The organism is Conexibacter woesei DSM 14684 (assembly GCF_000025265.1).
In the GTDB taxonomy this organism is placed as follows: domain Bacteria; phylum Actinomycetota; class Thermoleophilia; order Solirubrobacterales; family Solirubrobacteraceae; genus Conexibacter; species Conexibacter woesei.
This window is the reverse complement of sequence record NC_013739.1, coordinates 3,861,197-3,885,175: the sequence shown is the minus strand read 5'-3', so window position 1 is coordinate 3,885,175 and position 23,979 is coordinate 3,861,197. Positions and strand designations below refer to the sequence as shown.

The following is a 23,979-nucleotide window of genomic DNA, read 5'->3' as shown; positions in this document are numbered from 1 at the left end:
CTACGGCCGGTTGCGTCGCGCGCCGGCTGCGGCGCCCGCGGTCGACCGCTCGGAGTGCTGGAGCAGCGCGCTGCGCGACCGCTGCGCCCACTCCATCGTCGTCTGCAGGTGCGAGATCACGCCGTCCTGGACGAGCGTGGGGCCGAACGCCGGCGTCTGCGCGCGCGGATTGCGGTCGGCGTCGAGCGGGTGCTCGATGATCTTGCGCAGCTGGGCGCGGCACTCGTCCTCGACCTTGCGCAGCGCCTCGATCAGCGCCGGCACGTCCTCGGGCTCGGCGATCATCAGCTTCATGTGCAGTTCCTCGCGCAGGGGAGCCTTTCTCGCCGGCTCGGCCATCCAGCGGCGGAAGTGGCTGCGTCCCTCCGGAGTCGCCTCGTAGACGACGCGGGGGTTCGACCAGCGCTCCTCGCGCCGTGCCGGCTCGCGCTCCACCTCGACGATCAGGCCCTTGCGTTCGAGCGCCTCGAGCGCCGGATAGACTGCGGTGTCAGACAGTCCGAGGACGTCGGAGAACAGCTCTCTGAGCCGATCGCGCAGCTCGTAGCCGTAGCCCCTTCGCCGTACCAGCTGCCCCAACACCACGTTCTGTACCGACACGACGCCCCGATCCCCCGATTGCTCCAGACCTGGAAATGTGACCGTACCGGAGCGCGGCGTCCGCCGCTACACCTCGGGTCGGCGTACACGCGCCGCCGGCAGGGGCGTTGCAGTGCGGCCGGCGACGTTAGCGGCGGCTTCGCCGCGGGCACCACGCGAGCATGGCGCTGAATCCGACCGACGACGACGAGCAGCCGACGCAGGCGCACACGCCCGCGGGCGCGCGCAAGCAGGAGCCCGAGCCCGATCTCGATCCCGACGTCGACGCGGACGGCGCGCCGTCCGCGGAGAGCGAGGACGAGAGCGAGAGCGAGGGCGAGCTGGGCTACCTCGGCGCGACGGAGGCGTTCGCGGCGGTCGAGGCGGAGGCGGCCACCCGCCGCGAGCCGCCGCGCGACCCCGAGATCGAGGCGCTGCGCGGCGTCACCTTCGAGACGGTGTGGCGCGGCTACGACGCGCACGCGGTCGACGCGTACGTGGCGGCGGTCGAGCGCACCGTCGCGCGCTTCGAGGAGAACACCTCCCCGACCGAGGCCGTGCGAGCGGCGCTCGACCGCGTCGGCGAGCAGACCTCGGCGATCCTGCGGCAGGCCGAGCGCTCCGCCGAGGAGATGACGTCCACCTCGCGCGCGAAGGCCGACGACCGTCTCCAACGCGCCGAGCGCGAGGCGGCCGAGCTGCAGTCGGACGCCGTCGAGCGCGTCCGCAGCCTCGACGACGACATCGAGCGCCTGTGGCAGGAGCGCCAGCGGCTGATCGACGCCACCAAGGAGCTGGCCGACCAGCTGAGCGGCGTCGCCGCCGACGCCGAGGCGCGCTTCCCGCCCGAGGAGGGGCAGCCGCCGCGCGGCGGCGGCGCCTGACCGGGGGCAGCTCGCCGCCTCAGACGGCGGGTTGGGTGCGATCGGGCAGGGGATCGAGCGCGTCGGCGAGCTGGCGGCGCGACTGGATGCCGAGCTTGTCGTACGCGGCCGCGAGGTGGCTCTCGATCGTCTTGACGGTGAGGAACAGCGACTGCGCGATCTGGCGGTTGGTCAGCTCGCCGGCCGCAAGCTCGGCCACACGCCGTTCGCTGGGAGTGAGCGACTCGACGCCGATCGGCGTGTAGCGCCGAACGGTCTCTCCGCTGGCCCGCAGCTCGTCGTGGACCTGCTTGGCGAGGCCTGTCGCGCCGCAGCGGCGTGCGAGCGCCAGCGCCTCGCGCAGCGGCGCCCGTGCGTCGGCTCGGCGGTTGGAGCGTCGCAGCGCCGCACCGAGCTCGCCGAGGGCGTGCGCCCGCACCAGCAGGGCGGGGGAGCCGTCGAGCACGGCCACGGCCTCTTCGAGCAAGGCGAGGCCGGCCGGTCCGCCGATCGTCAGCCCCAGCGTGCCCTGCGCGTTCGCGACCGCGCTCGGCGCGCCCCAGCGCCGGGCGCGGGCGAGCTCGGACTCCGCGACGGCACGCGCCTGCTCGCGGTCGCCGAGCGCCGCAAGCGCGCGAGCGGCGCCGAGTCCGGCCGCCAGGCCCGGGCTCCCGCCCATTCCCCACCGCTCGCGCCGCGCGGACAGCTCGAGCAGATCCGCGGCGGCCTCCTCGTAGCGGCTCTCCGCGAGCCGCAGCAGACCGCGCGCGTAGAGGATCGGAGCGAGCCAGAGCATGTCGGGGACCGGGCCCGTCAGGCCGCTTCCGTCCAGCTCGGCGGCAGCCGCCTGCAGCTCACCGCGCTGGGTCAGCACGAGGACGAGCATCCCCACGAGCACGGGCAGGGCGGCCAGCAGCCGCGCGGCGCGCGCGAGGTCGAGCCCTTGACGGAAGTCCGCCTCCGCCGCTGCGAGGTCGCCGCGCGCGACGGCCACGAACCCGCTCAGCAGGCACGTGCCGATCAGCGCAGGGGTCGCATCGCGCTCGTGCGCGACCTCGAGCGCCTGCGCGGCGACGTGCCGGGCCAGGTCGAGCTCGTCGGCGAGCAGGAGCACGACCACCACGTTGGCGGGGGCGAGGATGTCCGGCTTCAAGGCGAAGATGCTGCCCCCGTCGAGCGCCCGTCTCACCAGTCCGACGGCGGTCGTCGCGTCCGCCGTGAACACGCTCTCCAGCGCGGCGAACGTCAACGCGAGACGGTCGGTCGCGCTGCCGGGGGCGATCCGGCCGTCGTACCGGGCCAGGCGCGCGCGTATCGCGTCAGGCGACAGCTGGCCCGCCATGCTGAGCGTCGCTTCGAGCTGGAACGCTCGCTCGACGTCCCCTGCGCGCGCGGCGGCGTCGATCGCCTCCGTCAACAGCGCGATCGCGCTGTCGATGCGACCGTTGAGGGTCATCCACAGCGAGACCTTCGGCGCCCAACGGCTCAGCAGGTCGGGATCGCGCGCGATCTCGGCGAGCACGAGCGGCTCGATCGCAGCGAAGCTGTCATGGTCCGCCGCCCGGATGCTCGCGTTCACGAGCAGGCTCAGCACCGCGGCGCGCAGCTCCGCCGGCGGAGGCTCGTCGAGCGCGCGCGTCAGGTAGGCGACCGCGGAACGGGGCGCGCCGCTTGCGAGTGCCCGCCGGCCGGCGTCCAGCAGCGTCTCGACGTTCTCGCGTCGCCCCTGCGGCTCGGCGGCGAGCAGCTGCGCGGCGACCTGCTCCGGGCCGGCGTCGCGGCTGCGCAGCAGCGCCGCCGCGCGGGCGTGCGCGGCGGAACGCTCGCCGGCGGGCAGGTCGGCGTGCAGCACGGTGCGCACGAGCGGGTGGATGAAGCGCAACGAGGGATCGTCGTCGAGGATGGCCGCGTTCCGCAGCTCGTCTGCCCCGCGTGACGCCGCGTCGGCGTGGAGGCCGGCGAGGGCCGCGACGAGACGGTGGTCGCTGCCGTCGCCAAGCACCGCGACTGCACGCGCGACCGCGCGGGCGTGCGGCGTGAGCCGCGAGATGCGCAGCACGATCGTGCGGGTGACGCGCTCGGGCGCCAGCTCGCGCACCAAGGCCACCTCGTCGGTCTCGCTGCTCGGCTCACGTGCGACGAGCGTGCGCGCGAGCTCGCGGAGGAAGAACGGGTTGCCCCGGCTGACGTCGTGGCAGGCGGTGACGAGCTCGACCGCCGGCGGGGCGCCGAGCTCGGCGCCGAGCAGGGCGGCGGTGGCGCCGGGACTGAGCGCGGACGGCGTCAACCGTCGTGCGGCCGTGTCCGTCGCGAGCCGCGCGACGCCGCTGCTCGCGTCCGGCTGGTCAGGGCGGCAGGCGACCACCACCAGCACACCGAGCTCGTCGAGTCGCGGCGCCAAGAATCCGAGATAGTCGAGCGAGGCGGAGTCGGCCCAGTGCGCGTCGTCGATCGCGAGCAGCAGCGGCTGGTGCTCGGCCAGGCCCGCAGTCAGCCAATAGAGCCCGTTGAGCACGGCGAAGGCGTCGGGGGTCCGGACCGCGTTCGGGTCGTCGTGGGGCAGACCGACCGCGCTGCGCGCTGCACCTCCCGCTCCGTCGAACAACGCCTCGCGCTCGCGCGCCGGCATCGCCTTCAGCGGCAGCCCGAACAGCTGACGGACGAGCGCGAACGGGAAGTGCCGCTCCAGCTCGGTCGCGCGCGCAGACAGAACCCGCAGGGCGGCGTCCGCCGCTGCCGCGCTCGCTGCCCGGAGCAGCTCAGTCTTGCCCAGCCCGGCGTGCGCCTCGAACACCACGAGGCGGCCGCTCCCGCGGCGGACCTGTTCGATCGCGGCGTCGAGCTCGGCCAGCTCGCGCTCGCGTTCGAGCAGCGCGCTCACACGACCTCAGGGTCGATTTCAGGGTGGAAGCCCGGTGGCGGGCACGGCTGGGAGCACGCAGACTGACGTCGCCGGTTGCAGCCGCTCCCCATTGGACCGTTTTATCAGTAAAAGGAGTCCGACATGACGATTGGATGGTGACGCGATGATCCGCCATCGACGCTTGCCGGCCGGCGCCGCCGGGACCGCGGTGCTCGTCGCGGTGCTCGCCGCGGCCTCGGCCGCGACGGCGGCCACGTCGGCGATCAGCGGCAAGGTCACGCCTGACCACGGGGCTGCAGGGACGCCGCTGAGCATCACGATCGGCTTCACGCTCGACCCGGAGCCGGCCGGCCAGTCGATGACCCTGAGCACGTCGGAGCTGAAGCTGCCGAGCAACGGCGTCCTGAACAGCCGCTTGTTCCCGACGTGCAACGCGGCGACGATCAACGCCAGGCGTGGCCGATTCACGGACTGCCCGCGTGGGTCGCAGGTCGGCCGCGGCTCGTTCAGCGCCGACGTGCCCGCCGCCGATGTCTTCGGCGTTCCCGGAAGAGTCACCATCTTCAACGGGGGCGGCACGAACATCACCGTCCACATCTACGCGACCAATCCTGTCCTCATCAGCGAGGCGTTCGACGCCCAGCTCGTCAGAACGAGCGGCAGATACGGCTACAGCATGAACATACGCGTGCCCGACTCGATGCAGGAGATCTCCGACGGCTGGTTCGCGGAGCTGCGGCGGTTCACCGCCACCGTCGGCGCGACGGCCGTCGTGAGAGGCAGACGACGCGGCTACGTCGAAGCGAAGCGATGCCCGAAGAGCGGCAGAGCGCCGATCGCCGCGACCTTCGGGTTCCTGAGAGAGAGCGCGCCGACCAGCGCCGTCGGCTGGATCAGCTGCAGACCGTGAAACGGCAGGGGGCGTGCGGCGCTCGCCGCCCTCGCGGACTCCTGGGAGGGCTGACGCGAGGGCGGCGAGCCACGCCGCGCTCCTGTGCCGGCAGGCCGTGCGCCGGCGGCCGCTTGAAATCCCGCTCCGCGGGCTACGCTGAACCAGAGGAGCTCAGCGATGCCCGCCTGCCCGATCCGCGCCGCTCGACCCCGCCGGTCGCTCCGGTGAGCGCGCCCGTCACGCCCGTCACGCTCGACGGTGCGCTGTCGGCGGAGGCGGTCGCGGCGATCGCGGCCGGCGCGTCCGTCGCGCTCGACCCGGACGCGCTCGCGCGGGTCGAGCGCAACCGCGCGGCGCTCGAGGAGCTCATCGGCGCCGGCACGCCGATATACGGGATCACGACCGGCTTCGGCGCGTTGCTCGACAGCGCCGTCGCGCCGGCCTCGCGCCACCAGCTGCAGGTCAACCTGCTGCGTTCGCACGCCGCCGGCAGCGGCGAGGAGCTGCCGCCCGAGGTCGTCCGCGCCGCCCTCGCGATCCGCCTCAACAGCCTTCTGCTCGCCCACTCCGGCGTCCGTCGCGAGACGCTGGAGCGGATCGCCGAGCTGCTCAACGCCGGCTTCGCGCCGTGCGTCCCGCAGACCGGCTCGCTGGGCGCCAGCGGCGACCTCGCGCCCTCCGCGCACGCGTTCCTGCCGCTGATCGGGGAGGGGGAGGTGCGCGACCGCGACGGCCGCCTGCTGCCCGGGGCCGAGGCGCTCGCGGCGCTCGGGCGCGCGCCGCTCGCGCTCGACACGAAGGAAGGGCTCGCGCTCGTCAACGGCACCCACTTCATGGCGGCGATCGGCACGCTGCTGACCGCCCGCGTCGGCATGCTGCTCGACACCGCAGACGTCGCGGCCGCGCTCAGCGTCGACGCGCTCAGCGGCGCGACCCCGGCGTTCGACGCGCGCGTCCACGCGCTGCGCCCGCTGCCCGGCCAGGTCACCTCCGCCGCCAACGTGCGCGCGCTCCTGCGCGGATCGCGGCGGGCCCGCGCCGCCGGCGACGGCGGGTCGTTGCAGGATGCCTACTCGCTGCGCTGCGCGGCGCAGGTCCACGGCGCCGCGCGCGAGGGCTTCGGCTTCTTCGCGCGGCTCGTCGCCGTCGACCGCTCCGCCGTCACCGACAACCCGCTCGTCTTCGACGGCCCCGACGCGGCCGTCATCTCCGCCGGCAACTTCCACGGCCAGAGCCTCGCGCTCGCGTTCGACACGCTCAAGCTCGCGCTCGCCGACCTCGGCTCGATCAGCGAGCGGCGCACGTTCCGGCTCGTCTCGCCGTCGCTCAACGGCACGCTGCCCGGCTTCCTCACGCCCGACCCGGGCCTGTCGAGCGGCTACATGATCGTCCAGTACACGACCGCCGCGGTCGTCGCGGAGCTGCGGGCGCTCGCGCACCCGGTCAGCGTCGACACGGTGCCGACGTCCGACAACCAGGAGGACCACGTCAGCATGGGGATGACCGCCGCGCTGATGGCGCTGGAGGCGGCCGAGCGGCTGGAGCGGGTGCTCGCCGCGGAGCTGCTGTGCGGCTGCCAGGCGCTCGACTGCGAGCCGGCGGTCGCGGCGTCGCCCGCGAGCCGGCGCGCGCATGCGCTCGTGCGCGAGCGCATCGAGCCGCTGACGGCCGACCGGCCGCCCGCGCCGGACCTCGCCGCGATCGCCGCGCTCGTCCGTAGCGGCGCGTTCGCCGCCGTCCTCGCGGCGGCGCATGACGGCACGGGCGTGCCGGCATGAACGTCGCGGCGAGCGGCGGCGCGCTCCGCTGCCGCGGCTGGCAGCAGGAGGCCGCGCTGCGGATGCTGGAGAACAACCTCCACCCGGACGTCGCCGAGAAGCCGTCCGAGCTGATCGTCTATGGCGGCATCGGCAAGGCCGCGCGCGACCGGGCGAGCTACGACGCGATCGTGCGCGAGCTGACCCGGCTCGGCGACGAGCAGACGCTGCTGGTCCAGTCCGGCAAGCCGGTCGCGGTCTTCGACACGCACCCGCACGCACCGCGCGTGCTGCTGGCCAACTCGAACCTCGTCCCCGACTGGGCGAACTGGGAGACGTTCCGCGAGCTCGACGCCGCCGGGCTGACGATGTACGGCCAGATGACGGCCGGGTCGTGGATCTACATCGGCTCGCAGGGGATCCTCCAGGGCACCTACGAGACGTTCGCGGCGATCGCGCGCAAGCGCTTCGGCGGGTCGCTCGCCGGCCGCCTCGTCGTGACCGCCGGGCTCGGCGGGATGGGCGGCGCGCAGCCGCTCGCGGTCACGCTCAACGACGGCTGCGCGCTGTGCGTCGAAGTCGACCTGCAGCGGATCGAGCGCCGCATCCGGACGGGCTACCTCGACGAGCGCGCCGCGGACCTCGACGACGCGCTCGCGCGGCTGGAGACGGCGCAGGCCGAGCGCCGCCCGCTGTCGATCGGCCTGCTCGGCAACGTCGCCGACGTGCTGCCGGAGCTGGTCCGCCGCGGCGTCGCGATCGACGTCGTGACCGATCAGACGAGCGCTCACGATCCGCTCACCGGCTACATCCCCGCCGGCCTGACCGTCGAGCAGGCCGACACGCTGCGCACGCGCGACCAGGACGACTACCTGCGCCGCGTCGGCGAGAGCGCGGTGACGCACGTCGGCGCGATCCGCGCGCTCCAGCAGGCGGGCGCCGAGGCGTTCGACTACGGCAACGCGCTGCGTGGCCTCGCCGCCGCGCACGGCGACGCCGACGCGTTCTCCTACCCGGGCTTCGTGCCGGCGTACATCCGCCCGCTCTTCTGCGAGGGCAAGGGCCCGTTCCGCTGGGTCGCGCTGTCGGGCGACCCGGAGGACATCCGCAGGACGGACGCGGCGATCCTCGACCTCTTCGGCGACCAGGAGCACGTCGCGCGCTGGATCCGGCTCGCGGGCGAGAAGGTGCGGTTCCAGGGGCTGCCGGCGCGGATCTGCTGGCTCGGCTACGGCGAGCGCGACCGTGCCGGGCTGCGCTTCAACGAGATGGTCGCGAGCGGCGAGCTGCGCGCGCCGATCGTGATCGGCCGCGACCACCTCGACGGCGGCTCGGTCGCCTCGCCCGAGCGCGAGACGGAGGCGATGCGCGACGGCTCCGACGCGATCGCCGACTGGCCGCTGCTGAACGCGCTGATCAACACGGCGTGCGGCGCCACGTGGGTCTCGATCCACCACGGCGGCGGTGTCGGGATGGGCAAGTCGATCCATGCCGGCCAGGTGGTCGTCGCCGACGGCACCGCCGGCGCGGCCGAGCGGATCCGGCGCACGCTGACGGCCGACCCGGGGATGGGGATCGTCCGCCACGTCGACGCCGGCTATCCCGAGGCGATCGACGCCGCGCGGCGGCTCGGCGTGCACGTGCCGATGCTCGACGGCCCTCCGGCGGCCTGAGCGCGGCGTGGCTCCGTCGATCGCCATCCGCGGCGCGGCGCAGCTGCTGCGCCCGCCGGCCGACGGGCTTCCGTACCTGCGCCACGACCGCGCCGCCGAGCTGACGCTCGCGCCCGGCGACCTGACGCTGCGCGCCGGCGCGATCGCGGCGCTCGCCGACGACGGCGGTGACGCGGACGTCGCGATCGACGCGCGCGGCTGCGCGGTGCTGCCGGGGTTCGTCGACGCGCACACGCACCTGCCGTTCGCGGACTGGCGCGCCCGCGAGTACGAGCAGAAGGTGACGGGCGTGGGGTACGAGCAGATCGCACGCGAGGGCGGCGGGATCCGCTCCTCGGCGCGCGCATTCGCGCGCGCGAACGACGACGCGGTGCTCGACCAGGCGCGGGCGCTCGCGGCCGAGATGCTGGCGTGGGGGACGACGGCGTTCGAGTGCAAGAGCGGCTACGGCCTTTCGCGCGCGGCCGAGCTGCGCGCGCTGCGGCTCGCCGCCGCGCTTGGCGACGCGGTCCCGCAGCAGACGGTCTCGACCGCGCTGCTCGCGCACGCGCTGCCGGACGGCTTCGACGCCGACGGCTGGCTCGACGTCGTCGCCGAGCTGGTGCCGGAGGCGCTCGCGCAGTCGCCCGGCGTGCGCGCGCTCGACGTCTACGTCGAGTCGATCGCCTTCACGAACGACCACCTCCGCCGCGTCGGCGCGCTGGCCGCGCGGCACGGGCTCGACCTGCGCTGTCACGTCGAGCAGTTCGCCACGCACCGCTCGGTCCCCGTCGCGCTGGAACTGGGCGCGCGCTCGGTCGACCACCTCGCCTGCATCGATCCCGCCGACGTCGCGCCGCTCGCGGCAGCCGAGTGCGCGGCGGTGCTGCTGCCGGGCGCCGAGTTCCTCGGCGACGAGCATGTCGCGCCGGCGCGGGCGCTGATCGACGCCGGCGCGATCGTGGTGGTCGCGACCGACGCGAACCCCGGCACCTCGCCGGTCGTCGCGCTGCCGATCGTGCTCGGGCTCGCGGTCCGCCGCTACGGCCTGACCGCGCGCGAGGCGCTGCTGGCCGCGACCCTCAACGCCGCCTGGACGATCGGTCGCTCCGCCGAGCTGGGCTCGATCGAGGCCGGCAAGCGCGCTGACCTGATCGTGCTCGACGGGCCCGTCGAGCAGCTCGCGTACCGCTTCGGGCACAACCCGGTCGCGGCGGTGATCTGCGGTGGCGAGCTGGTCCACGTCCGTCCCGACTGCGCCTGGAGGATCGTCGCGTGAGGACCGTCGAGGTGCCGGCGATGGTCAACGCGCACAGCCACGCGTTCCAGCGCGACCTGCGCGGCGTCGCCGAACGGCCGGCTCCGGGCGTGCACGGGGGCGCCGACGACGCGGCCGACGACCACGCGGTCGACGACTTCTGGAGCTGGCGCGAGGCGATGTTCCGGCTCGCCGACGCGCTCGACCCGGCGTCGATCGGCGTCGTCGCCGACGCCGTCTACGGCGAGATGGCGCGTGCCGGCTACGGCGCCGTCGGCGAGTTCCACTACGTCCACCACCAGCCCGACGGGACGCCGTACGACGACCCCAACGCGATGGCGATCGCGCTCGCGCAGGCCGGCGTCGCGCATGGGCTCCGCGTCGTGCTGCTGCCGGCCGCCTACCATCGCGGCGGCTGGGACGGCAGCGACGTGGCGCCGGTGCGGGGACAGCGCCGCTTCTGCGATCCCGACGTCGAGACGTTCCTCGCGCGCGCGGACGCGCTGCGGGCGTGGGCGGCGGAGCGGCCCGGCGTCGCGGTCGGCGTCGCCGCCCACAGCATCCGCGCGGTGCCGGCGAGCTGGCTGGAGGCGATCGCCGCCTATGCCGACCGTCACGGGCTCGTCCGCCACGTGCATGCGAGCGAGCAGCGACGCGAGCTGGCCGAGTGCGAGGCCGAGCACGGCTGCTCTCCGATCGCGCTGCTCGCACGGACCGGCTTCCTCGGCCCGCGCACGAGCGTGGTCCACGGCATCCACGTCGACGCGCGCGACGTCGCGCTGCTGGCCGAGAGCGGGACGATCGTCGTCTCCTGCCCGACGACCGAGGGCTCGCTCGGCGATGGCTTCCTCCCCGCGCTCGCCTACCGCGACGCCGGCGTCCGGCTGGCGATCGGGAGCGACTCTCAGGTGCGCGTCGACCCGTTCGAGGAGGTGCGCGAGCTGGAGACGGGCGCGCGGCGGGAGCGTCAGACGCGCTTCGCGCTGCTCGCCCACCACGGCGACCTGTGGGCGGAGCTGGCGCGCAACGGCCGCGCCAGCCTCGGGCTGCCGGAGGCGGCCGACGGCGCCGGCACGATCGCGGTCGACCTCGGGCACTCCGACCTGCGCGGCGTCGCGCGCCACGACCTCCCGCTGGCGCTCGCGACGTGCGCCTCGGCCGGCGTCGTCGCGCGCTCCTCCACGGGCGCCGCCGCGCGATAGCCTCGTGCGCGTGAGCGAGCGATCCGACTCCCCGGCGACGGCGCGGCCCGTCGCGATCCGCGCGACCGTGCGCGGGGCGGTGCAGGCCGTCGGCTTCCGCGACGCGACCGTCCGCCGTGCGCGCGAGCTGGGCGTGCTCGGCTGGGTCCGCAACGGCGAGGACGGCGCGGTGCTCGCCCACGCGGAGGGCGCGGCCGAGGCGGTCGACGGGCTCGTCGCGTTCCTCCGCGACGGCCCGCCGCTCGCGCGCGTCGAAGCGGTCGAGACCGACCGCGTCAAGGTCGAGGGCCATGAGCAGTTCGCGATCCGCGGCGTCAGCGCGGGCGTCTTCGTCGTCCAGGAGCACGCGGCGACCGCGCACCACTTCGACCTGCGGCTGGAGGTCGGCGGCGCGATGCGCTCGTGGGCGGTCCCGAAGGGGCCGTCGATGGACCCGGCGGCGAAGCGGCTCGCGGTCGAGGTCGAGGACCATGCGATCGAGCACAACGCGTTCGAGGGTCCGCTCGGCGACGGTCACGTGACCGTCTGGGACCGCGGGAGCTACGAGCAGGGCGGGCGCGTCCCCTGGCCGGAGGCACTCGACCGCGGGCACGCCGTCTTCGTCCTCCACGGCGAGAAGCTGCGCGGCGGCTTCGCGCTCCAGCGCACGCGCCGGGGTCCGGGCGGCAAGCCGCAGTGGCTGCTGATCAAGCGCCGCGACGAGCACGCGCTCCCGGGCTCCGACGTCGTTGCCGAGCACCCGGGCTCGGTCCTCGGCGGGTGACGGCTGACGAAACTGGATCGGAAAGGTATAAAATCTGATCAGCTTTCCATCAACCGGATGAACCAGGGAGTCCACCCATGGCGTTGACCATCGGCGACAGCGCGCCAAACTTCAGAGCCCAGACGACAGAGGGCGAGATCGACTTCCACGAGTGGATCGGGGACAGCTGGGCCGTGCTGTTCTCCCACCCGCGCGACTTCACGCCGGTCTGCACGACCGAGCTCGGCTACATGGCGTCGATCAAGCCCGAGTTCGACAAGCGCGGCGCGAAGATCATCGGCCTGTCGGTCGACCCGGTCGGAAACCACGACAGATGGGCGCAGGACATCGAGTCCTCGCAGGGCACCGCGCCGAACTACCCGATGATCGCGGACACCGACCACGCGATCGCGAAGGCGTACGGCATGCTGCCCGCCGAGGTCGAGGGCGACCCGACCTCGCGCACCCCCGCGCAGAACGCCACGCTGCGCAACGTCTTCGTGATCGGCCCGGACAAGAAGATCAGACTCGTGCTGATCTACCCGATGACGACCGGCCGCAACTTCGACGAGATCCTGCGCGTGATCGACTCGCTGCAGCTGACCGCGCAGCACCAGGTCGCGACGCCGGCGCAGTGGCAGCAGGGTGAGAAGGTGATCATCGCCGGCTCCGTCAGCGACGAGCAGGCGAAGGAGCGCTACCCCGACGGGTTCGAGCAGCCGCTCCCGTACCTGCGCATCGTCGACGCGCCGTAGGCGCCGTCAGCGACGACAGCGTCAGCGACGGCAGCTCGCGCGCGCGAGCCACATCCGCGCCGTGAGCTGCCGGCGCCCCGCGCCGGTCGTCATCGTCGCCGTCACGGGCGCGCGGCGGCAGGCGGCGTGCACCAGCGCGGCGCGAGCGGGAAGCGGGACGCGCACGCGCATCAGGACCGTGCGCGTGCCGCGCGGCAGGTCGCGGACGGCGAGCAGACGCCCGCCGGCGCGAGGTCTGAGGCCGACGCTGCCGGACAGTGCGGCGGCCGGCCGCAGGGCCCGCGTGCGCGCGAGGTCGATCCAGGCGCGGCTGGCCGGGAGCGCCGCCGGCAGCCGCAGCGACAGGCTGCGCATCCGCTCGGTGCCGGGCGCGTGGACGCGGCCGTGCAGGCGCGCGCCGCGGTGCGTCATGCGGACGATCAGGCGGCCGTGGCAGACGCGACCGCCGCGGCACGGCGGCGGTCTGATCGGGGTCTCCGTCGGCGCCGGATCGGTCAGGCCGCGCGGGGGAGGGGCGTCCTGCGGCGCCTGCGGCCGCTGCGGCGGCTCGAACTCCGCGTGCCAGTAGAGGTCCTGGCGGGCGGTGTCCGCCACCGCGACGACCGCGTCAGCCGGCAGCCAGACGCGGAAGCGGTAGACGCGGCTCTGCCCCGCGGCGAGCGGCTGTGAGGAGACGGCCGGGGCGCCGTCGCGGGGGAACTGCGCCAGCGTCCCGTCCCACAGCGCCTGCTCGGAGACGAAGCCGTCGCAGCGGTGGTCCTCGCCGGGCGACGCTCCGGAACCGGTCGCGACGTCCATCGCGAGCGCGTCGGCGAGCGGTCCCGAGACCGCGCCGGTCAGCGTCAGGCGGGCGACGCTCGCGCCGCGGGCGCGCAGCGCGATGCAGCGCTCGGCCGGCGCGCCGCCCGGTCTGATCCCCTGCAAGGTGAAGAGCGGCCCCTGCGCGTCGAGCTCGATCGACGGGCGGTCGCTCGGCGTGTCGTCCGCCGCGAGGCTGAGCGCGGCGGCGACGCTCGCGAGCGCGAGGACCGCGAGCGTCGCGAGCACGCGCAGGCGCCGGCTCACGCGGTCGGTCTCCGTGTCGGTCTCTGCGTTTGCTTGCGCGCCGCCGGGCGCCAGATCGCCCACAGCGCGAGCGCGGCGAGCAGCGCCGTCGTCGCGACGACGGCGAGCCCGCGGGAGATCTCGCCACGCAGCGGCGCCGCCAGCGCGCCGACGCCCGCGACCCGAGCGCGCAGTCTGCCGACGGTGCCGTCGGCGGGGATCGACCAGCGCTCCGGCGCTGGGTTCGCGTCGCCGCGGGTCGTGACCGCGAACCGCCCGGCCGGTGCGCGTCTGATCGCGACGACGCGGTGGGTGATCGTCTGCCCGGGGTGGTGCGGGCGCGCGAACGTGATGATCTGCCCGGGGCGCACGTCTCGCACCGCCTGGCTCGTGACGAGGATCAGATCGTCGCGGCTGATCGCGGGCTCCATCGACCCGCTCAGCACGACGCGCGGCTGCCAGCCCGCGACGCGCAGCGCCAGCGAAGACGCCGCCAGCAGACAGAGCGCGGCGACGACCGCCCACCTGGCGGCGGACGCGAGCCGCCGCAGCGGCGGGCGGTGCGGCCGCGCGCTCAGGACGTCGCGTCCCATCGCAGGTCGAGCGTGGCGGTTCTGCCCTGCGCGCTGTTGGAGGCGCTGGTGGGCAGCGCGACGACGAGGCGGTAGCTCTTGCGCGCGCCCGGCGTCCAGTCGGCGGGGTCGTCGATCGGCGCGGCGATCGTCGGGAAGCCGCTCAGTCTGCCCGTGACGATGTCGGGCGTGTCGGCGGCGAAGCCGCTGCAGCTGGCGGTCGGGCCGCCGGTCGCGCCGGTGCCGCGGTCGACGTCGACCGTCAGCGCGTCGGCGAGGCCGTTGCCGCCGGGCGCGCCCGAGAAGGCGACGTTGGAGAACGTCAGCGTGCCGGCGTTGACGACGTTGATGCAGCGCGTCGCCGAGTCGCCCGGCCGCATCCCGTCGATCGCGAAGGCAGCGCTCCCGGCGTCGTCGTCGGTGATCACGATCGTCCCCGCGGCGAACGTGTTGCCGGTGTTGCTGGTGGTGTCGGTGAGGACCGACAGGGTCCCGTAGACACCGACGCCGACGATCACCGCCAGCGCGAGCGCGGACGCGATCACGCGCCCGCGATGTGCTGCCCACATGTCATCTCCCGAATGAAATGGACACACTCGCCTTCGACGCTGGGCCTACCCTCCTTGAGCGCCCTGGCCGCCGTGCTTACACTTTACGCCAGAAGCTGGCGTTTCGGAGCTCCGGCTTCAGGGCACGTGGTGGATCCCGGCGAGGTCGTCCAAGCTGCGCAGCTGCGGGAGCGAGTCGACCCAGCCGCCGTGGGAGCGCGTCGCGCCGTCGGCGTCTGGCATGGCGCTGATCGCCGACCAGCCGAACGGCGCGGCGACGCGGACGTCCTCGCGGACGCGTCGCGCGGGCACGACGACGCGCACGACGCGACCGTCCACCGACGCGCGCACCGCGAACACGCGCCGGACTCCGTGCGGCCGGTCCAGCAGGCCGACCGCCCGGCCGTCCTCGATCCAGAGGGTCCATCCGCCGGTGCGCCCGTCGTCCCGGCCGACGTCCTGCCCGAGCACGAACGAGATCGCGAGCCGGTCCGCCACCGGCCCGCGCATCTGGATCGTCCAGCACATCCGGCCGCCGCCGGTGCGCAACCGCGCCTCGACCATGTCCATCCCAGCGGGGCGTCTGCGGCGCCCGTGCGCGACCGGCGCGCCGGTCCGGCCGGTCCCGCCGCGTCCACGATCGCCGCGGCCGCTCTCCGCGGCGCCGGCGCCCGTGCCGCAGCGCAGCGTCGCCCGCGCGAGCGGGCGCGGCACGGTCGCGAGCTCGCGCACCATGCGCGCGTGCGCGCGCAGAAGTCTGCGCGTGAACGTCTGTCGCTCCTCTCGCTCGGCGGCGAACGCCGCGAGCGTGTCGGGCGCGCGGCGGATGAAGCCGTCGAGCGGCAGCAGCTGCGTCAGCGAGGCGAGACGCCAGGCACCGTCCTCGCGGACGACGTACAGGTCCACGACCTCGCTGCTGTCGAGCACGCCCCGCGGTGTATCGAAGCGCCGCACGACCTGCGCCCGCAGGCGCACGGCGTCGTCGCTCGCCTCCATCACGCGGGCCGGTCCGATCTCCTTCAGCTCCTGCGGCTGCGGAGCGACGTAGTCGTCGCACAGCCGCGTCACGTCCTCCTCGGTCCACGGCTCGCTCGCGACTGGCTCGTGCGTCAGCAACTCGCGTACCGCGAACGCCTCGCGCAGGTCGCGCGTCAGCAGCGCGCACGGTCCCGGCGTCGAGGGGTGCGCGTCGATGGCGGCGATCACCGCCGCCGGCACCTCCTCGGGCGTGGCCGGCGGCGTCACCACGGGATCCGCCGCGCGGGCCGAGCCCGCCGCGAGGACCACGACGACGGCACACGCTGCGACCGTCAGGGTGCTGAGGCGTCTGTGCATGCCGGCAACGTACAGTTGCCGCCGACGGCGACGCTGCGCCCGGCCGTGGCCTTTCGCCGGTCAGTGCCGTCGGACGGTCACGGTGCCGCTGGTCGTGGTCGTCTTCGTCTCGTTGCTGCAACCGCTCGTGTGCTCCACGCGGTCGTACGGTTTCGTCTCGTCGAACGTGACGTCGACCTTCGTGCCGTCCGCCGGGCGCACGACGGCCTTGCGCAGGCGCTCACGGGTCGTCGACGTGAGGTCGACGACGAGGCGGCCGCCTTCGATGCGCACGAGGCTGCCGAAGTCCTCGCGCGTGGCGCGCTCGTCCTTCCAGCCGGTGTCGCTGCTGCTCGGCTGCACCGGGGAGTTGCCGGTGACCTGGTCTTCGGTCACCAGTCTGCGGCGCGCCGAGACGGGCATCGTGCCCGTGCCGTTCGGCGATCTGCCACCGCTGCCGCCCGGCGTGCCGCTGCCTGAGAACGAGACCTCGAGCACGTCGGTCATCGTCGTGGTCTTCGTCGCGCCGCTGAAGCCCGGAATCGCGCAGACGCTTCTGCTCTCGGTCGTGACGGCGATCGTTCCCGACGCGGAATGCTGCGTAGCCGGGAGGTTCGTCTCGCCGCGCTGCGACTCCGGCGCTCTCGATCTCGGCTGCGCTCTCGATCTGGATCTCGATCTCGACCTGGACTTGCCCTTGGCCTTCGGCTTCTTCTTCGCGACGGCGGCTGTCGGATTGCCGGCGTCGGCAGCGGCGCCGACGGCGGGTGCCGCGAGCACGATCGAGGCAGAGACGAGGACAGCGATCAGGGCGGATGGGCGCATCCGAGCAGCATGCGCGCCGCCGCGACCGGGCGCGTCCGTCGAAGGGAAGATCCGCGTCGCACCATCGATAGATCGACTGCTGTGGCTGAGCCGAGACGGGGCGAGATCTGGTTGGTCTCGCTCGGTGCGGCACGGAGAGGGGAGCCGGAGAAGAACCGGCCGGCGATCGTGGTGTCGCGCTCGCGGTTCTTGCGACCGATCGGCCGGCTGTGGTCGGAGACGCAGCGCGAGGTCGAGCAGGCGTTGGCGCTGATCCTCGGGATCGACGCCCGCAGTCGCGCCTGATCCCCCGGCCTCGGGCGGCTGTCACAAGGGGGTCCAGAAACGCCGAAAGCCCCGCTCTCGCGGGGCTTTCGGGTGAAGCGGATGAAGGGACTCGAACCCTCGACCTTCTGCATGGCAAGCAGACGCTCTAGCCAACTGAGCTACATCCGCAGGGCCCGGCGAGTATAGCTAGTCGGCGGCGGGGGATGACGGCTGGTCGGCGCGGACGGGGAGGACCGCGCCGGGGTTGAGGCGGCCGTCGGGGTCGAGGGCGTGCTTGACGGCGCGCATCGCGGCGGCCTCGGCGGGGCCGCGGGCGCGGTCGAGCCAGCGGGCCTTGGCGACGCCGACGCCGTGCTCGGCGCTGATCGTGCCGCCACAGGCGAGCACGAGCTCCAGCACCGCGTCGTCGGCGCGCTCGTCGTCGGGCTCCGGGCCGAGCAGGTTCACGTGCACGTTGCCGTCGCCGAGGTGGCCGAAGAGGATCGCTCTCGTGCCCGGGATCGCTGCGGCTGCGGCGGCGGGAACCTCGGCGAGGAAGCGGCCCAGCTCGGCCAGCGGCACGCCGACGTCGAGCTTGTGCGGGACGCCGGCGGCGTTGATCGCGTCGGCGTGACCTTCGCGCAGCGCCCACAGCCGCTCGCGCCCCGGCGTGTCGTCGGCGATCAGCGCCTCCTCGACGCCCGCCTGCTCCAACGCCGCCGCCAGCTCGTCGGTCGGGTCGCTGCGGCCGGCGCACTCGGCCAGCACGTACACCGGCGCGCGCGGCTCGACCGGCGAGGAACGCCGCTGGTGCTCCAGCACGAGCGACAGGCCGTCGTCGAGGAAGAAGTCGCAGCTCTCCAGCGTCGGCGCCTCGGCGCGCAGCGCCGCCAGCAGCGCCGCCGCAGCCTCGACCGACTCCATCGGCACGAGCGCCGCCACGCGCGCGTCGCAGCGCAGCTCCAGCCGCCACAGCACCCGCGTCACGATTCCGAGCGTCCCCTCGGACCCGACCAGCAGCGACGGCAGGTCATAGCCGGCGTTGTCCTTCGCCAGCCCGGCCATCCGCGTGACGACGGTGCCGTCCGCGAGCACCGCTTCGAGCCCCGCGACGCGCGCCCGCGCGGTGCCGTGGCGCAGCGCCCGTGCGCCGCCGGCGTCGCAGGCGACCGCGCCACCGATCGTGCACGAGTCGCGCGCGGCGAAGTCGAGCCCGGCGTCGAAGCCGGCCGCGCGCGCGTGCGCCTGCAGCGCTCCGAGCGTGACGCCGGCGCCGACCGGCACCAGCCCGAGCGCCCTGTCGACCTCCCCGAGCGCGTTCAGCCGCGTCAGCGACACGACGACCTCGCCGCCGCGCGGCACGCCGCCGCCGACGAGGCCGGTGTTCCCGCCCTGGGGGACGATCGCCGCGCCGGCCTCGGCGCAGGCCGCGACGACGGCCGCGACCTGCTCCGTGTCCGCGGGCCGCACGACGAGCGCCGCGCGGCCGCCGAAACGGCCGGTCCAGTCGTGTTCGTACGTCTCCGTGAGCTGTGGATCGGTGAGCACGTGAGTCGCGCCGACGATCGCTCCAAGTGCTTGTGTCAGGTCCATAGCATGTGACATGCTACTGCCCTCAGGGGAGCGACGAAAGGGGAATGTCGATGGCGACAGCTCACGAGACCGTCTTCACGTTGGAGGCGACGCCGGTCAAGTTCGGCCCCGGCGCCTCCGGGGACGCCGGCTGGGAGCTGAAGCGTCTCGGCGTCCGCCGCGCGATGCTCGTGACCGACCCGGGCGTCGCCGCGCTCGGCGCGCCCGAGCGGGTCGTCGCGCTCGCACGCGCGGAGGGGATCGACGTCGTCGTCTACGACCGCAGCCGCGTCGAGCCGACGCTCGACTCGCTCCAGCATGCGGCCGACTTCGCCGCCGAGCACGGCGTCGACGGCTTCGTCTCCGTCGGCGGCGGCTCGGCGATCGACACCGCGAAGGTCGCTGACCTCGTCTCGACCCACCCGGCGCCCGTGATGGACTACGTCAACCCGCCGGTCGGCGGCGGCCGCAAGCCGCCTGCGCCGCTGCGCCCGCACCTCGCGATCCCGACGACCTCCGGCACCGGTTCGGAGGCGACGACCGTCGCCGTCCTCGACATCCCCGAGCTGAAGCTCAAGACCGGCATCTCGCACCGCTACCTGCGGCCGGCGCAGGCGATCGTCGACCCGGAGCTGACGCGCACGCTGCCCGCCGAGGTGACCGCCTCCGCCGGCCTCGACGTCGTCTGCCACGCCGCCGAGTCGTTCCTCTCGCGCCCGTACGACACGCGCCCGCGCCCCGCCACGCCCGACGACCGGCCGCCGTACCAGGGCTCCAACCCGGTCGCCGACGTCTGGTCGGCGAAGGCGCTGGAGTACGGCGGCCGCTACCTGCGGCGTGCCGTCGCCGACCCGGACGACGTCGAGGCGCGCGGGGCGATGATGCTCGCCGCGACGCTCGCGGGCGTCGGCTTCGGCTCTGCCGGCGTCCACATCCCGCACGCGTGCGCGTACCCGATCGCCGGGCTCAAGCACGTCTACCAGCCGCCCGGCTACCCGGCCGACCACCCCTTCGTGCCGCACGGCCACTCGGTGATCGTCACCGCGCCGGCCGCGTTCCGCTTCACCTACGAGGCGATGCCGGAGCGCCACCACCACGTCGCGGAGCTGCTGACCGGCGGTCGGCAGGAAGGACCCGACGCGCTCCCCGCCGCGCTGCGCGCGTTGATGCGCGACGTCGGCGCGGCGCGCGGAATCGTGGAGTTGGGCTACGGGCTCGACGACGTGCCGGCGCTGGTCGAGGGCGCGCTCAAGCAGCAGCGGCTGCTCGTGATCGCGCCGCGCGAGCCGAGCGCCGACGACCTGCGCGCGATCTTCACGGCTTCGCTGGAGAACTGGTGAGCGACACCGGCGATCAGCTCGGGCTCGGGGCGCTGCAGCCGGGCGATCGCGGCGCCGCCGCCCGCCCGGCGACGTTGACCGACCGTGCGACCGACGCGCTCCGCGGCGCGATCGTCGACGGCCGCCTGAGAGCGGGCGAGCTGTACTCCGTCGCCCAGCTCGCCGAGCAGCTCGGCGTCTCCCGCACGCCCGCGCGCGAGGCGCTGCTGCTGCTGGAGCGCCAGGGGATGGTGCGGTTCGAGCGCAACCGCGGCGCACGCGTGCTGGAGTCGAGCGCGCGCGACCTCGACGAGGTCTTCGCGCTGCGGCTGCTGCTGGAGGTCCCGGCCGCGCGCGTCGCCGCGGAGCGGATCGACGCGGCGGGGCTCGTCGCCGTCGCAGCCGAGCTGGAGGCGATGGGCGCGCAGCTCGACCGCGCCGACGAGGCTGCCTTCATGGCCCGCGACCGCCGCTTCCACGAGCTGCTGCTGGAGGCCGCCGGCAACCGCCGGCTCGTCGCGATCGTCGCCGACCTGCGCGACCACGTCCGCCTGCGCGGCGCCTCGACCGTCGGTCGCGGCCGCGACCTGCGCGCGATCTACGACGAGCACGCGGCGATCGTCGAGGCGCTGCGATCCGGCGATCCCGACGCGGTCGCGGAGGCGATGCGTGCCCACCTCGAGCAGACGCGCAAGCTGCTCGTCGAGGCGGCGGGCTAGCCTCGACCGCGCCTCAGTCGGCCGGAGCCTGCGCGAGCGAGAGGCTGTCGCCGTCGGGATCGAGCCCGGCCCCAGAACGGCGAAAGCCCCGGCGGGCCGGGGCTTTCGGTGAGTGGGCGATACTGGGCTCGAACCAGTGACCTCCGCCTTGTCGAGGCGGCGCTCTCCCAGCTGAGCTAATCGCCCTGGGAGATGTGGATCATACCGACGAGCGGCGGAGGATGACGTCTGCACCCACCAGCCGCTCGGCGGCGCGCGCCCGCTAGGCTACACAGCTCCCTGGCGACGTGGCGGAGTGGCTACGCAGCGGCCTGCAAAGCCGTGTACACCGGTTCGATTCCGGTCGTCGCCTTCCATGGCCCCGAGCGCTCTCGACGACCGAGTCGACGTCGCGGTCGTCGGCGCCGGGCTCGCCGGCCTGATCGCGGCCGAGCGGATCCGTGCCGCCGGGCGCAGTGTGCGCGTGCTCGAAGCGCGCGAGCGGGTCGGCGGCCGGATCCTCAACCACGTGCTGCCGAGCGGGGCGATCGTCGAGATCGGCGGGCAGTGGATCGGGCCGGGACAGCGGCGGATGGTCGCGCTCGGCCAGCGGCTCGGCGTCGCCACGCACCCGACGCACGACGAGGGCGAGAGCGTGCTCGAGCGCGGCGGCTCGCTGCTGCGCTACCGCGGCACGATCCCGCGGATCAACCCCGTCGTCCTGGCGGACATCGCGCAGGCGCAGCTGCGGATCGACCGGATGGCGCGCCGCGTGCCGGTCGAGGCGCCGTGGCGGGCGCCGCGCGCGGCCGAGTGGGACGCGCAGACGTTCGCGACCTGGATCGACGACCACGTCCGCACGCGCCCGGCGCGCGACCTGCTGCGGCTGAGCGTGGCGGCCGTGTGGGCGTGCGAGCCGCAGGAGCTGTCGTTGCTGCACGTGCTCTTCTACGTCCACGCCGCCGGCAGCTTCGACGACCTGATCGGGACGCGCGGCGGCGCGCAGCAGGACCGCTTCGTCGGCGGCTCCCAGGAGCTGCCGCTGCGGCTCGCCGCGCAGCTCGACGCCGCCGAGCTGCGGGTCCTGCTCGGCCGCCCGGTGCGGCGGATCGTCCACGACGGCCCGAGCGGCGCTGGCGGCGGCGTCACGCTCGAGGCCGACGGCGGCGCGCCGGTGCACGCCCGCCGCGCGATCGTCGCGCTCGCGCCCGCGCTCGCCGGGCGGATCGCGTATGCGCCGGCGCTGCCGGCCGCGCGCGACCTGCTGACGCAGCGCGTCCCGCACGGCAGCGTCGTCAAGTGCATGGCGATCTACGACGAGCCGTTCTGGCGCCGCGACGGGCTCAGCGGCCAGGCGGTCAGCATCGAGGGTCCCGCGCGCGTCGTCTTCGACAACACGCCGCCGCAGGGCGCGCCGGGCGTGCTGCTCGGCTTCCTCGAAGGCCGTGACGCGCGCGAGCTCGGCGCATGGCCGGCGGAGCGCCGTCGCGCGGCGGTCGTGGAGACGTTCGTGCGGCTGTTCGGCCCGGACGCGGCCGCTCCGCGCGACTACGCCGAGGTCGACTGGTCGGCCGAGGAGTTCACGCGCGGCTGCTACGCCGGCTACATGGCGCCGGGCGTGTGGACGGCGTTCGGCACGGCATTGCGGGAGCCGGTCGGCCCGCTCCACTGGGCGGGCACCGAGACCGCGACCGAGTGGACGGGCTACATGGAGGGCGCGGTGCAGTCGGGCGAGCGCGCCGCCGACGAGGCACTCAGCGCGCTGCGGGACTAGATGGTTGATGCCACGGCCGGCACGGCCGTCTGCACGCGCCTCGCGGCGCCGGATCGCCACCTGCCGAGCTCACGAGTGGCGCTGCCACGATGTCGGCTCGGCGGGCGACGCCCGGCATCCACGATCCACGCACATCCGACCACGCCCGCCGTGGCATCAACCATCTAGGCGGGGCGGCGATGGCGGAGCAGGTCCCGGCGGTCGGCGACGTCCTCACGGCGATCGAGCGCCGCGACTGGACGCGGCTGGAGCGCCTGCTCGATCCCGGCGTCCACTGGACGACCGCGGTCGAGGAGCACCTCCACGGTCCCGCCGCGGTGATCGACCGCCTCTCGCGCGACCCGCCGCCGGCGCCGCCGTCCTACCACGAGCTGCGCGATGGCCGCGTGGTGCGCTGGATCGACGTTCCCGGCTGACATCTAGCGCTCGACGCCCGGCTCGCCGTGGTAGTAGTCGACGACGCTCGACCGCTCCACGATCGCGTCCTCCGCCGGGTCGCCGGTGCGGAGCGAGACCTTGCCGCTGTCCGGGTACGCGCTGCCGCTCGGGACGACGACGGTCGACCACATCAGCACGCGCGCGGGCGCGTCGCCGTCGTTGCGCACCTGGTGGGCGCCGTCGGGACCGATCGGGAAGAAGACGACGTCGAGCGGGTCGAGCCGCTCGGTCCCCTGCGGCGTGCGCACCGACGGGTGCCCGGAGAGCACGACCATCCACTCCTCCTCGCCGTACTCGTAGTGGTACGGACAGACCGCCTGTCCCGGCGGCAGCTCGTACAGACTCGCGCTCGTCCGCTCCGCGCCGAGCAGCGCGCCGAAGCGGAACATCGCGGCGCGGAAGCCGTCCGGCTCGCCGGAATCGAGCTCGAGCGCGGGATCGGAGAGACTCACACGTCGCATCGCACCATGATGACGTGCGTCACCGTCGCTGCCGCCGGAGAATCCACCGCACCGGCGCCGGACCGGCGATGATTCACGCCGGAGCCTGCTCAGGGGAGCCGGACCGGCCGGGAGAACGGGGGACGGACGATGGAATCGATCGGGTTCGACGACGGACTGCGCGTCAACGTGATGCTGGCCGACTACGCGCAGGTCGCCGACGGCAAGCTGAACGTGATCGGCGGCGGCTGGTCGGTCACCGGACCCGAGCCCTCTCCGTTCGCGATCGCCGGTCTGTTCGAGGTCCCCTGGCACCTCGCCGACCAGCTGCACACGTTCCGCTTCGAGCTGATCGACATGGACGGGACCGCCGTCATGTGCCGGACGCCCGACGGGATGCAGGAGGTCTTCTTCGAGGGCTCGTTCGAGCTGGGACATCCCGAGGACGCGAAGCCCGGGAGCGTCCAGCGCGTCCCGTTCGCGCTCAACGGCGGGATGCTGCCGCTGGAGCCGGGCACCCACTACGAGTGGCGGCTGTCGGTCGACGGCGGCGTCCACGACGGCTGGCGCCTGCCGTTCGCGACGCGCGCGCGGGAGGAGTAGAACGGCGGCGGGACGGGGCCTGT

The 23,979-nt window shown here is 74.4% G+C and carries 23 protein-coding genes and 3 tRNA genes; 15 read left to right on the top strand and 11 right to left on the bottom strand.

Going from position 1 to position 23,979, the window contains the following annotated elements; all coding sequences use genetic code 11:
* The gene (locus CWOE_RS30990; RefSeq protein ID WP_012935114.1) at nucleotides 1-600 is read right to left on the bottom strand and encodes a PadR family transcriptional regulator; all 600 of its coding nucleotides are present in this window, start codon (nucleotides 598-600) and stop codon (nucleotides 1-3) included.
* Between the two features lie 161 nt (nucleotides 601-761).
* Here CWOE_RS30990 and CWOE_RS18250 point away from each other — a divergent pair, with 161 nt between their 5' ends.
* Nucleotides 762-1,463: a DivIVA domain-containing protein gene (locus tag CWOE_RS18250; RefSeq protein WP_012935113.1), complete on the top strand. Its 702-nt coding sequence runs from the start codon at nucleotides 762-764 to the stop codon at nucleotides 1,461-1,463.
* Between the two features lie 19 nt (nucleotides 1,464-1,482).
* On the opposite strand, the gene CWOE_RS18245 is transcribed toward CWOE_RS18250, so the two are convergent.
* Nucleotides 1,483-4,323, bottom strand: coding sequence for a helix-turn-helix transcriptional regulator (locus CWOE_RS18245; RefSeq protein WP_012935112.1), 2,841 nt, complete (start codon nucleotides 4,321-4,323; stop codon nucleotides 1,483-1,485).
* 145 nt (nucleotides 4,324-4,468) lie between these two features.
* Between CWOE_RS18245 and CWOE_RS18240 the strand changes: the two genes are divergently transcribed.
* The 7 genes from CWOE_RS18240 to CWOE_RS18210 all read left to right on the top strand — a co-directional run bounded on the left by CWOE_RS18240 (nucleotide 4,469) and on the right by CWOE_RS18210 (nucleotide 12,563).
* The gene (locus CWOE_RS18240) at nucleotides 4,469-5,215 is read left to right on the top strand and encodes a hypothetical protein (RefSeq protein ID WP_012935111.1); all 747 of its coding nucleotides are present in this window, start codon (nucleotides 4,469-4,471) and stop codon (nucleotides 5,213-5,215) included.
* A gap of 206 nt (nucleotides 5,216-5,421) precedes the next feature.
* Nucleotides 5,422-6,975: a histidine ammonia-lyase gene (gene hutH, locus CWOE_RS18235; RefSeq protein WP_012935110.1), complete on the top strand. Its 1,554-nt coding sequence runs from the start codon at nucleotides 5,422-5,424 to the stop codon at nucleotides 6,973-6,975.
* Nucleotides 6,972-8,627, top strand: a complete 1,656-nt coding sequence (gene hutU / locus CWOE_RS18230) for a urocanate hydratase (protein WP_012935109.1) — start codon at nucleotides 6,972-6,974, stop codon at nucleotides 8,625-8,627. Before hutH ends, hutU begins: the two co-directional genes overlap by 4 nt.
* 7 nt (nucleotides 8,628-8,634) lie before the next feature.
* On the top strand, nucleotides 8,635-9,885 hold the full coding sequence (gene hutI / locus CWOE_RS18225) for an imidazolonepropionase (RefSeq protein WP_012935108.1): 1,251 nt from the start codon (nucleotides 8,635-8,637) through the stop codon (nucleotides 9,883-9,885).
* Complete coding sequence (locus tag CWOE_RS18220) at nucleotides 9,882-11,066, top strand: formimidoylglutamate deiminase (RefSeq protein ID WP_012935107.1); 1,185 nt, start codon at nucleotides 9,882-9,884, stop codon at nucleotides 11,064-11,066. Before hutI ends, CWOE_RS18220 begins: the two co-directional genes overlap by 4 nt.
* A 10-nt stretch (nucleotides 11,067-11,076) precedes the next feature.
* On the top strand, nucleotides 11,077-11,829 hold the full coding sequence (locus CWOE_RS30985; RefSeq protein ID WP_160165534.1) for a DNA polymerase ligase N-terminal domain-containing protein: 753 nt from the start codon (nucleotides 11,077-11,079) through the stop codon (nucleotides 11,827-11,829).
* 77 nt (nucleotides 11,830-11,906) lie between these two features.
* Nucleotides 11,907-12,563, top strand: coding sequence for a peroxiredoxin (locus CWOE_RS18210; protein WP_012935105.1), 657 nt, complete (start codon nucleotides 11,907-11,909; stop codon nucleotides 12,561-12,563).
* Nucleotides 12,564-12,584: 21 nt separating this feature from the next.
* Here CWOE_RS18210 and CWOE_RS18205 read toward each other — a convergent pair whose 3' ends face one another.
* The 5 genes from CWOE_RS18205 to CWOE_RS18185 all read right to left on the bottom strand — a co-directional run bounded on the left by CWOE_RS18205 (nucleotide 12,585) and on the right by CWOE_RS18185 (nucleotide 16,866).
* Entirely contained in the window at nucleotides 12,585-13,628 is a 1,044-nt protein-coding gene (locus tag CWOE_RS18205) for a cupredoxin domain-containing protein (protein WP_012935104.1), read from the bottom strand.
* On the bottom strand, nucleotides 13,625-14,200 hold the full coding sequence (locus CWOE_RS30980) for a signal peptidase I (protein WP_012935103.1): 576 nt from the start codon (nucleotides 14,198-14,200) through the stop codon (nucleotides 13,625-13,627). The genes CWOE_RS18205 and CWOE_RS30980 overlap by 4 nt, the downstream gene beginning before the upstream one ends.
* Nucleotides 14,182-14,748: a TasA family protein gene (locus CWOE_RS18195; RefSeq protein ID WP_012935102.1), complete on the bottom strand. Its 567-nt coding sequence runs from the start codon at nucleotides 14,746-14,748 to the stop codon at nucleotides 14,182-14,184. The genes CWOE_RS30980 and CWOE_RS18195 overlap by 19 nt, the downstream gene beginning before the upstream one ends.
* A gap of 117 nt (nucleotides 14,749-14,865) precedes the next feature.
* Nucleotides 14,866-16,062: a hypothetical protein gene (locus tag CWOE_RS18190; protein WP_012935101.1), complete on the bottom strand. Its 1,197-nt coding sequence runs from the start codon at nucleotides 16,060-16,062 to the stop codon at nucleotides 14,866-14,868.
* A gap of 60 nt (nucleotides 16,063-16,122) precedes the next feature.
* Nucleotides 16,123-16,866: a hypothetical protein gene (locus tag CWOE_RS18185; protein WP_012935100.1), complete on the bottom strand. Its 744-nt coding sequence runs from the start codon at nucleotides 16,864-16,866 to the stop codon at nucleotides 16,123-16,125.
* Between the two features lie 81 nt (nucleotides 16,867-16,947).
* On the opposite strand from CWOE_RS18185, the gene CWOE_RS18180 reads away from it, so the two are divergent.
* Nucleotides 16,948-17,151, top strand: a complete 204-nt coding sequence (locus CWOE_RS18180) for a type II toxin-antitoxin system PemK/MazF family toxin (protein WP_041730646.1) — start codon at nucleotides 16,948-16,950, stop codon at nucleotides 17,149-17,151.
* A 76-nt stretch (nucleotides 17,152-17,227) separates the two neighbouring features.
* On the opposite strand, the gene CWOE_RS18175 is transcribed toward CWOE_RS18180, so the two are convergent.
* Nucleotides 17,228-17,301 (bottom strand) — tRNA-Gly (locus tag CWOE_RS18175).
* Between the two features lie 18 nt (nucleotides 17,302-17,319).
* Nucleotides 17,320-18,705 carry an FAD-binding oxidoreductase gene (locus tag CWOE_RS18170; protein WP_148261065.1) on the bottom strand — a complete coding sequence of 462 codons (1,386 nt, stop codon included), beginning with the start codon at nucleotides 18,703-18,705 and terminating at the stop codon, nucleotides 17,320-17,322.
* A 50-nt stretch (nucleotides 18,706-18,755) separates the two neighbouring features.
* Between CWOE_RS18170 and CWOE_RS18165 the strand changes: the two genes are divergently transcribed.
* Both CWOE_RS18165 and CWOE_RS18160 read left to right on the top strand, forming a co-directional pair.
* Nucleotides 18,756-20,024, top strand: a complete 1,269-nt coding sequence (locus tag CWOE_RS18165; RefSeq protein WP_012935098.1) for a hydroxyacid-oxoacid transhydrogenase — start codon at nucleotides 18,756-18,758, stop codon at nucleotides 20,022-20,024.
* Nucleotides 20,021-20,722 (top strand): GntR family transcriptional regulator, encoded by a 702-nt coding sequence (locus tag CWOE_RS18160; RefSeq protein WP_012935097.1) that lies wholly within the window; start codon nucleotides 20,021-20,023, stop codon nucleotides 20,720-20,722. The genes CWOE_RS18165 and CWOE_RS18160 overlap by 4 nt, the downstream gene beginning before the upstream one ends.
* 113 nt (nucleotides 20,723-20,835) lie before the next feature.
* On the opposite strand, the gene CWOE_RS18155 is transcribed toward CWOE_RS18160, so the two are convergent.
* Nucleotides 20,836-20,908 (bottom strand) — tRNA-Val (locus tag CWOE_RS18155).
* Nucleotides 20,909-21,003: 95 nt separating this feature from the next.
* Between CWOE_RS18155 and CWOE_RS18150 the strand changes: the two genes are divergently transcribed.
* The 3 genes from CWOE_RS18150 (at nucleotide 21,004) to CWOE_RS18140 (ending at nucleotide 22,891) form a co-directional block, all read left to right on the top strand.
* Nucleotides 21,004-21,074, top strand: a tRNA-Cys gene (locus CWOE_RS18150).
* Nucleotides 21,075-21,077: 3 nt separating this feature from the next.
* On the top strand, nucleotides 21,078-22,475 hold the full coding sequence (locus tag CWOE_RS18145) for a flavin monoamine oxidase family protein (protein WP_012935096.1): 1,398 nt from the start codon (nucleotides 21,078-21,080) through the stop codon (nucleotides 22,473-22,475).
* Between the two features lie 179 nt (nucleotides 22,476-22,654).
* Nucleotides 22,655-22,891, top strand: a complete 237-nt coding sequence (locus tag CWOE_RS18140) for a hypothetical protein (RefSeq protein ID WP_012935095.1) — start codon at nucleotides 22,655-22,657, stop codon at nucleotides 22,889-22,891.
* Nucleotides 22,892-22,894: 3 nt separating this feature from the next.
* On the opposite strand, the gene CWOE_RS33555 is transcribed toward CWOE_RS18140, so the two are convergent.
* Nucleotides 22,895-23,374 carry a cupin domain-containing protein gene (locus CWOE_RS33555; RefSeq protein WP_012935094.1) on the bottom strand — a complete coding sequence of 160 codons (480 nt, stop codon included), beginning with the start codon at nucleotides 23,372-23,374 and terminating at the stop codon, nucleotides 22,895-22,897.
* A gap of 129 nt (nucleotides 23,375-23,503) precedes the next feature.
* Between CWOE_RS33555 and CWOE_RS33550 the strand changes: the two genes are divergently transcribed.
* Entirely contained in the window at nucleotides 23,504-23,956 is a 453-nt protein-coding gene (locus CWOE_RS33550) for a DUF6941 family protein (RefSeq protein WP_012935093.1), read from the top strand.
* Nucleotides 23,957-23,979: the final 23 nt, after the last annotated feature.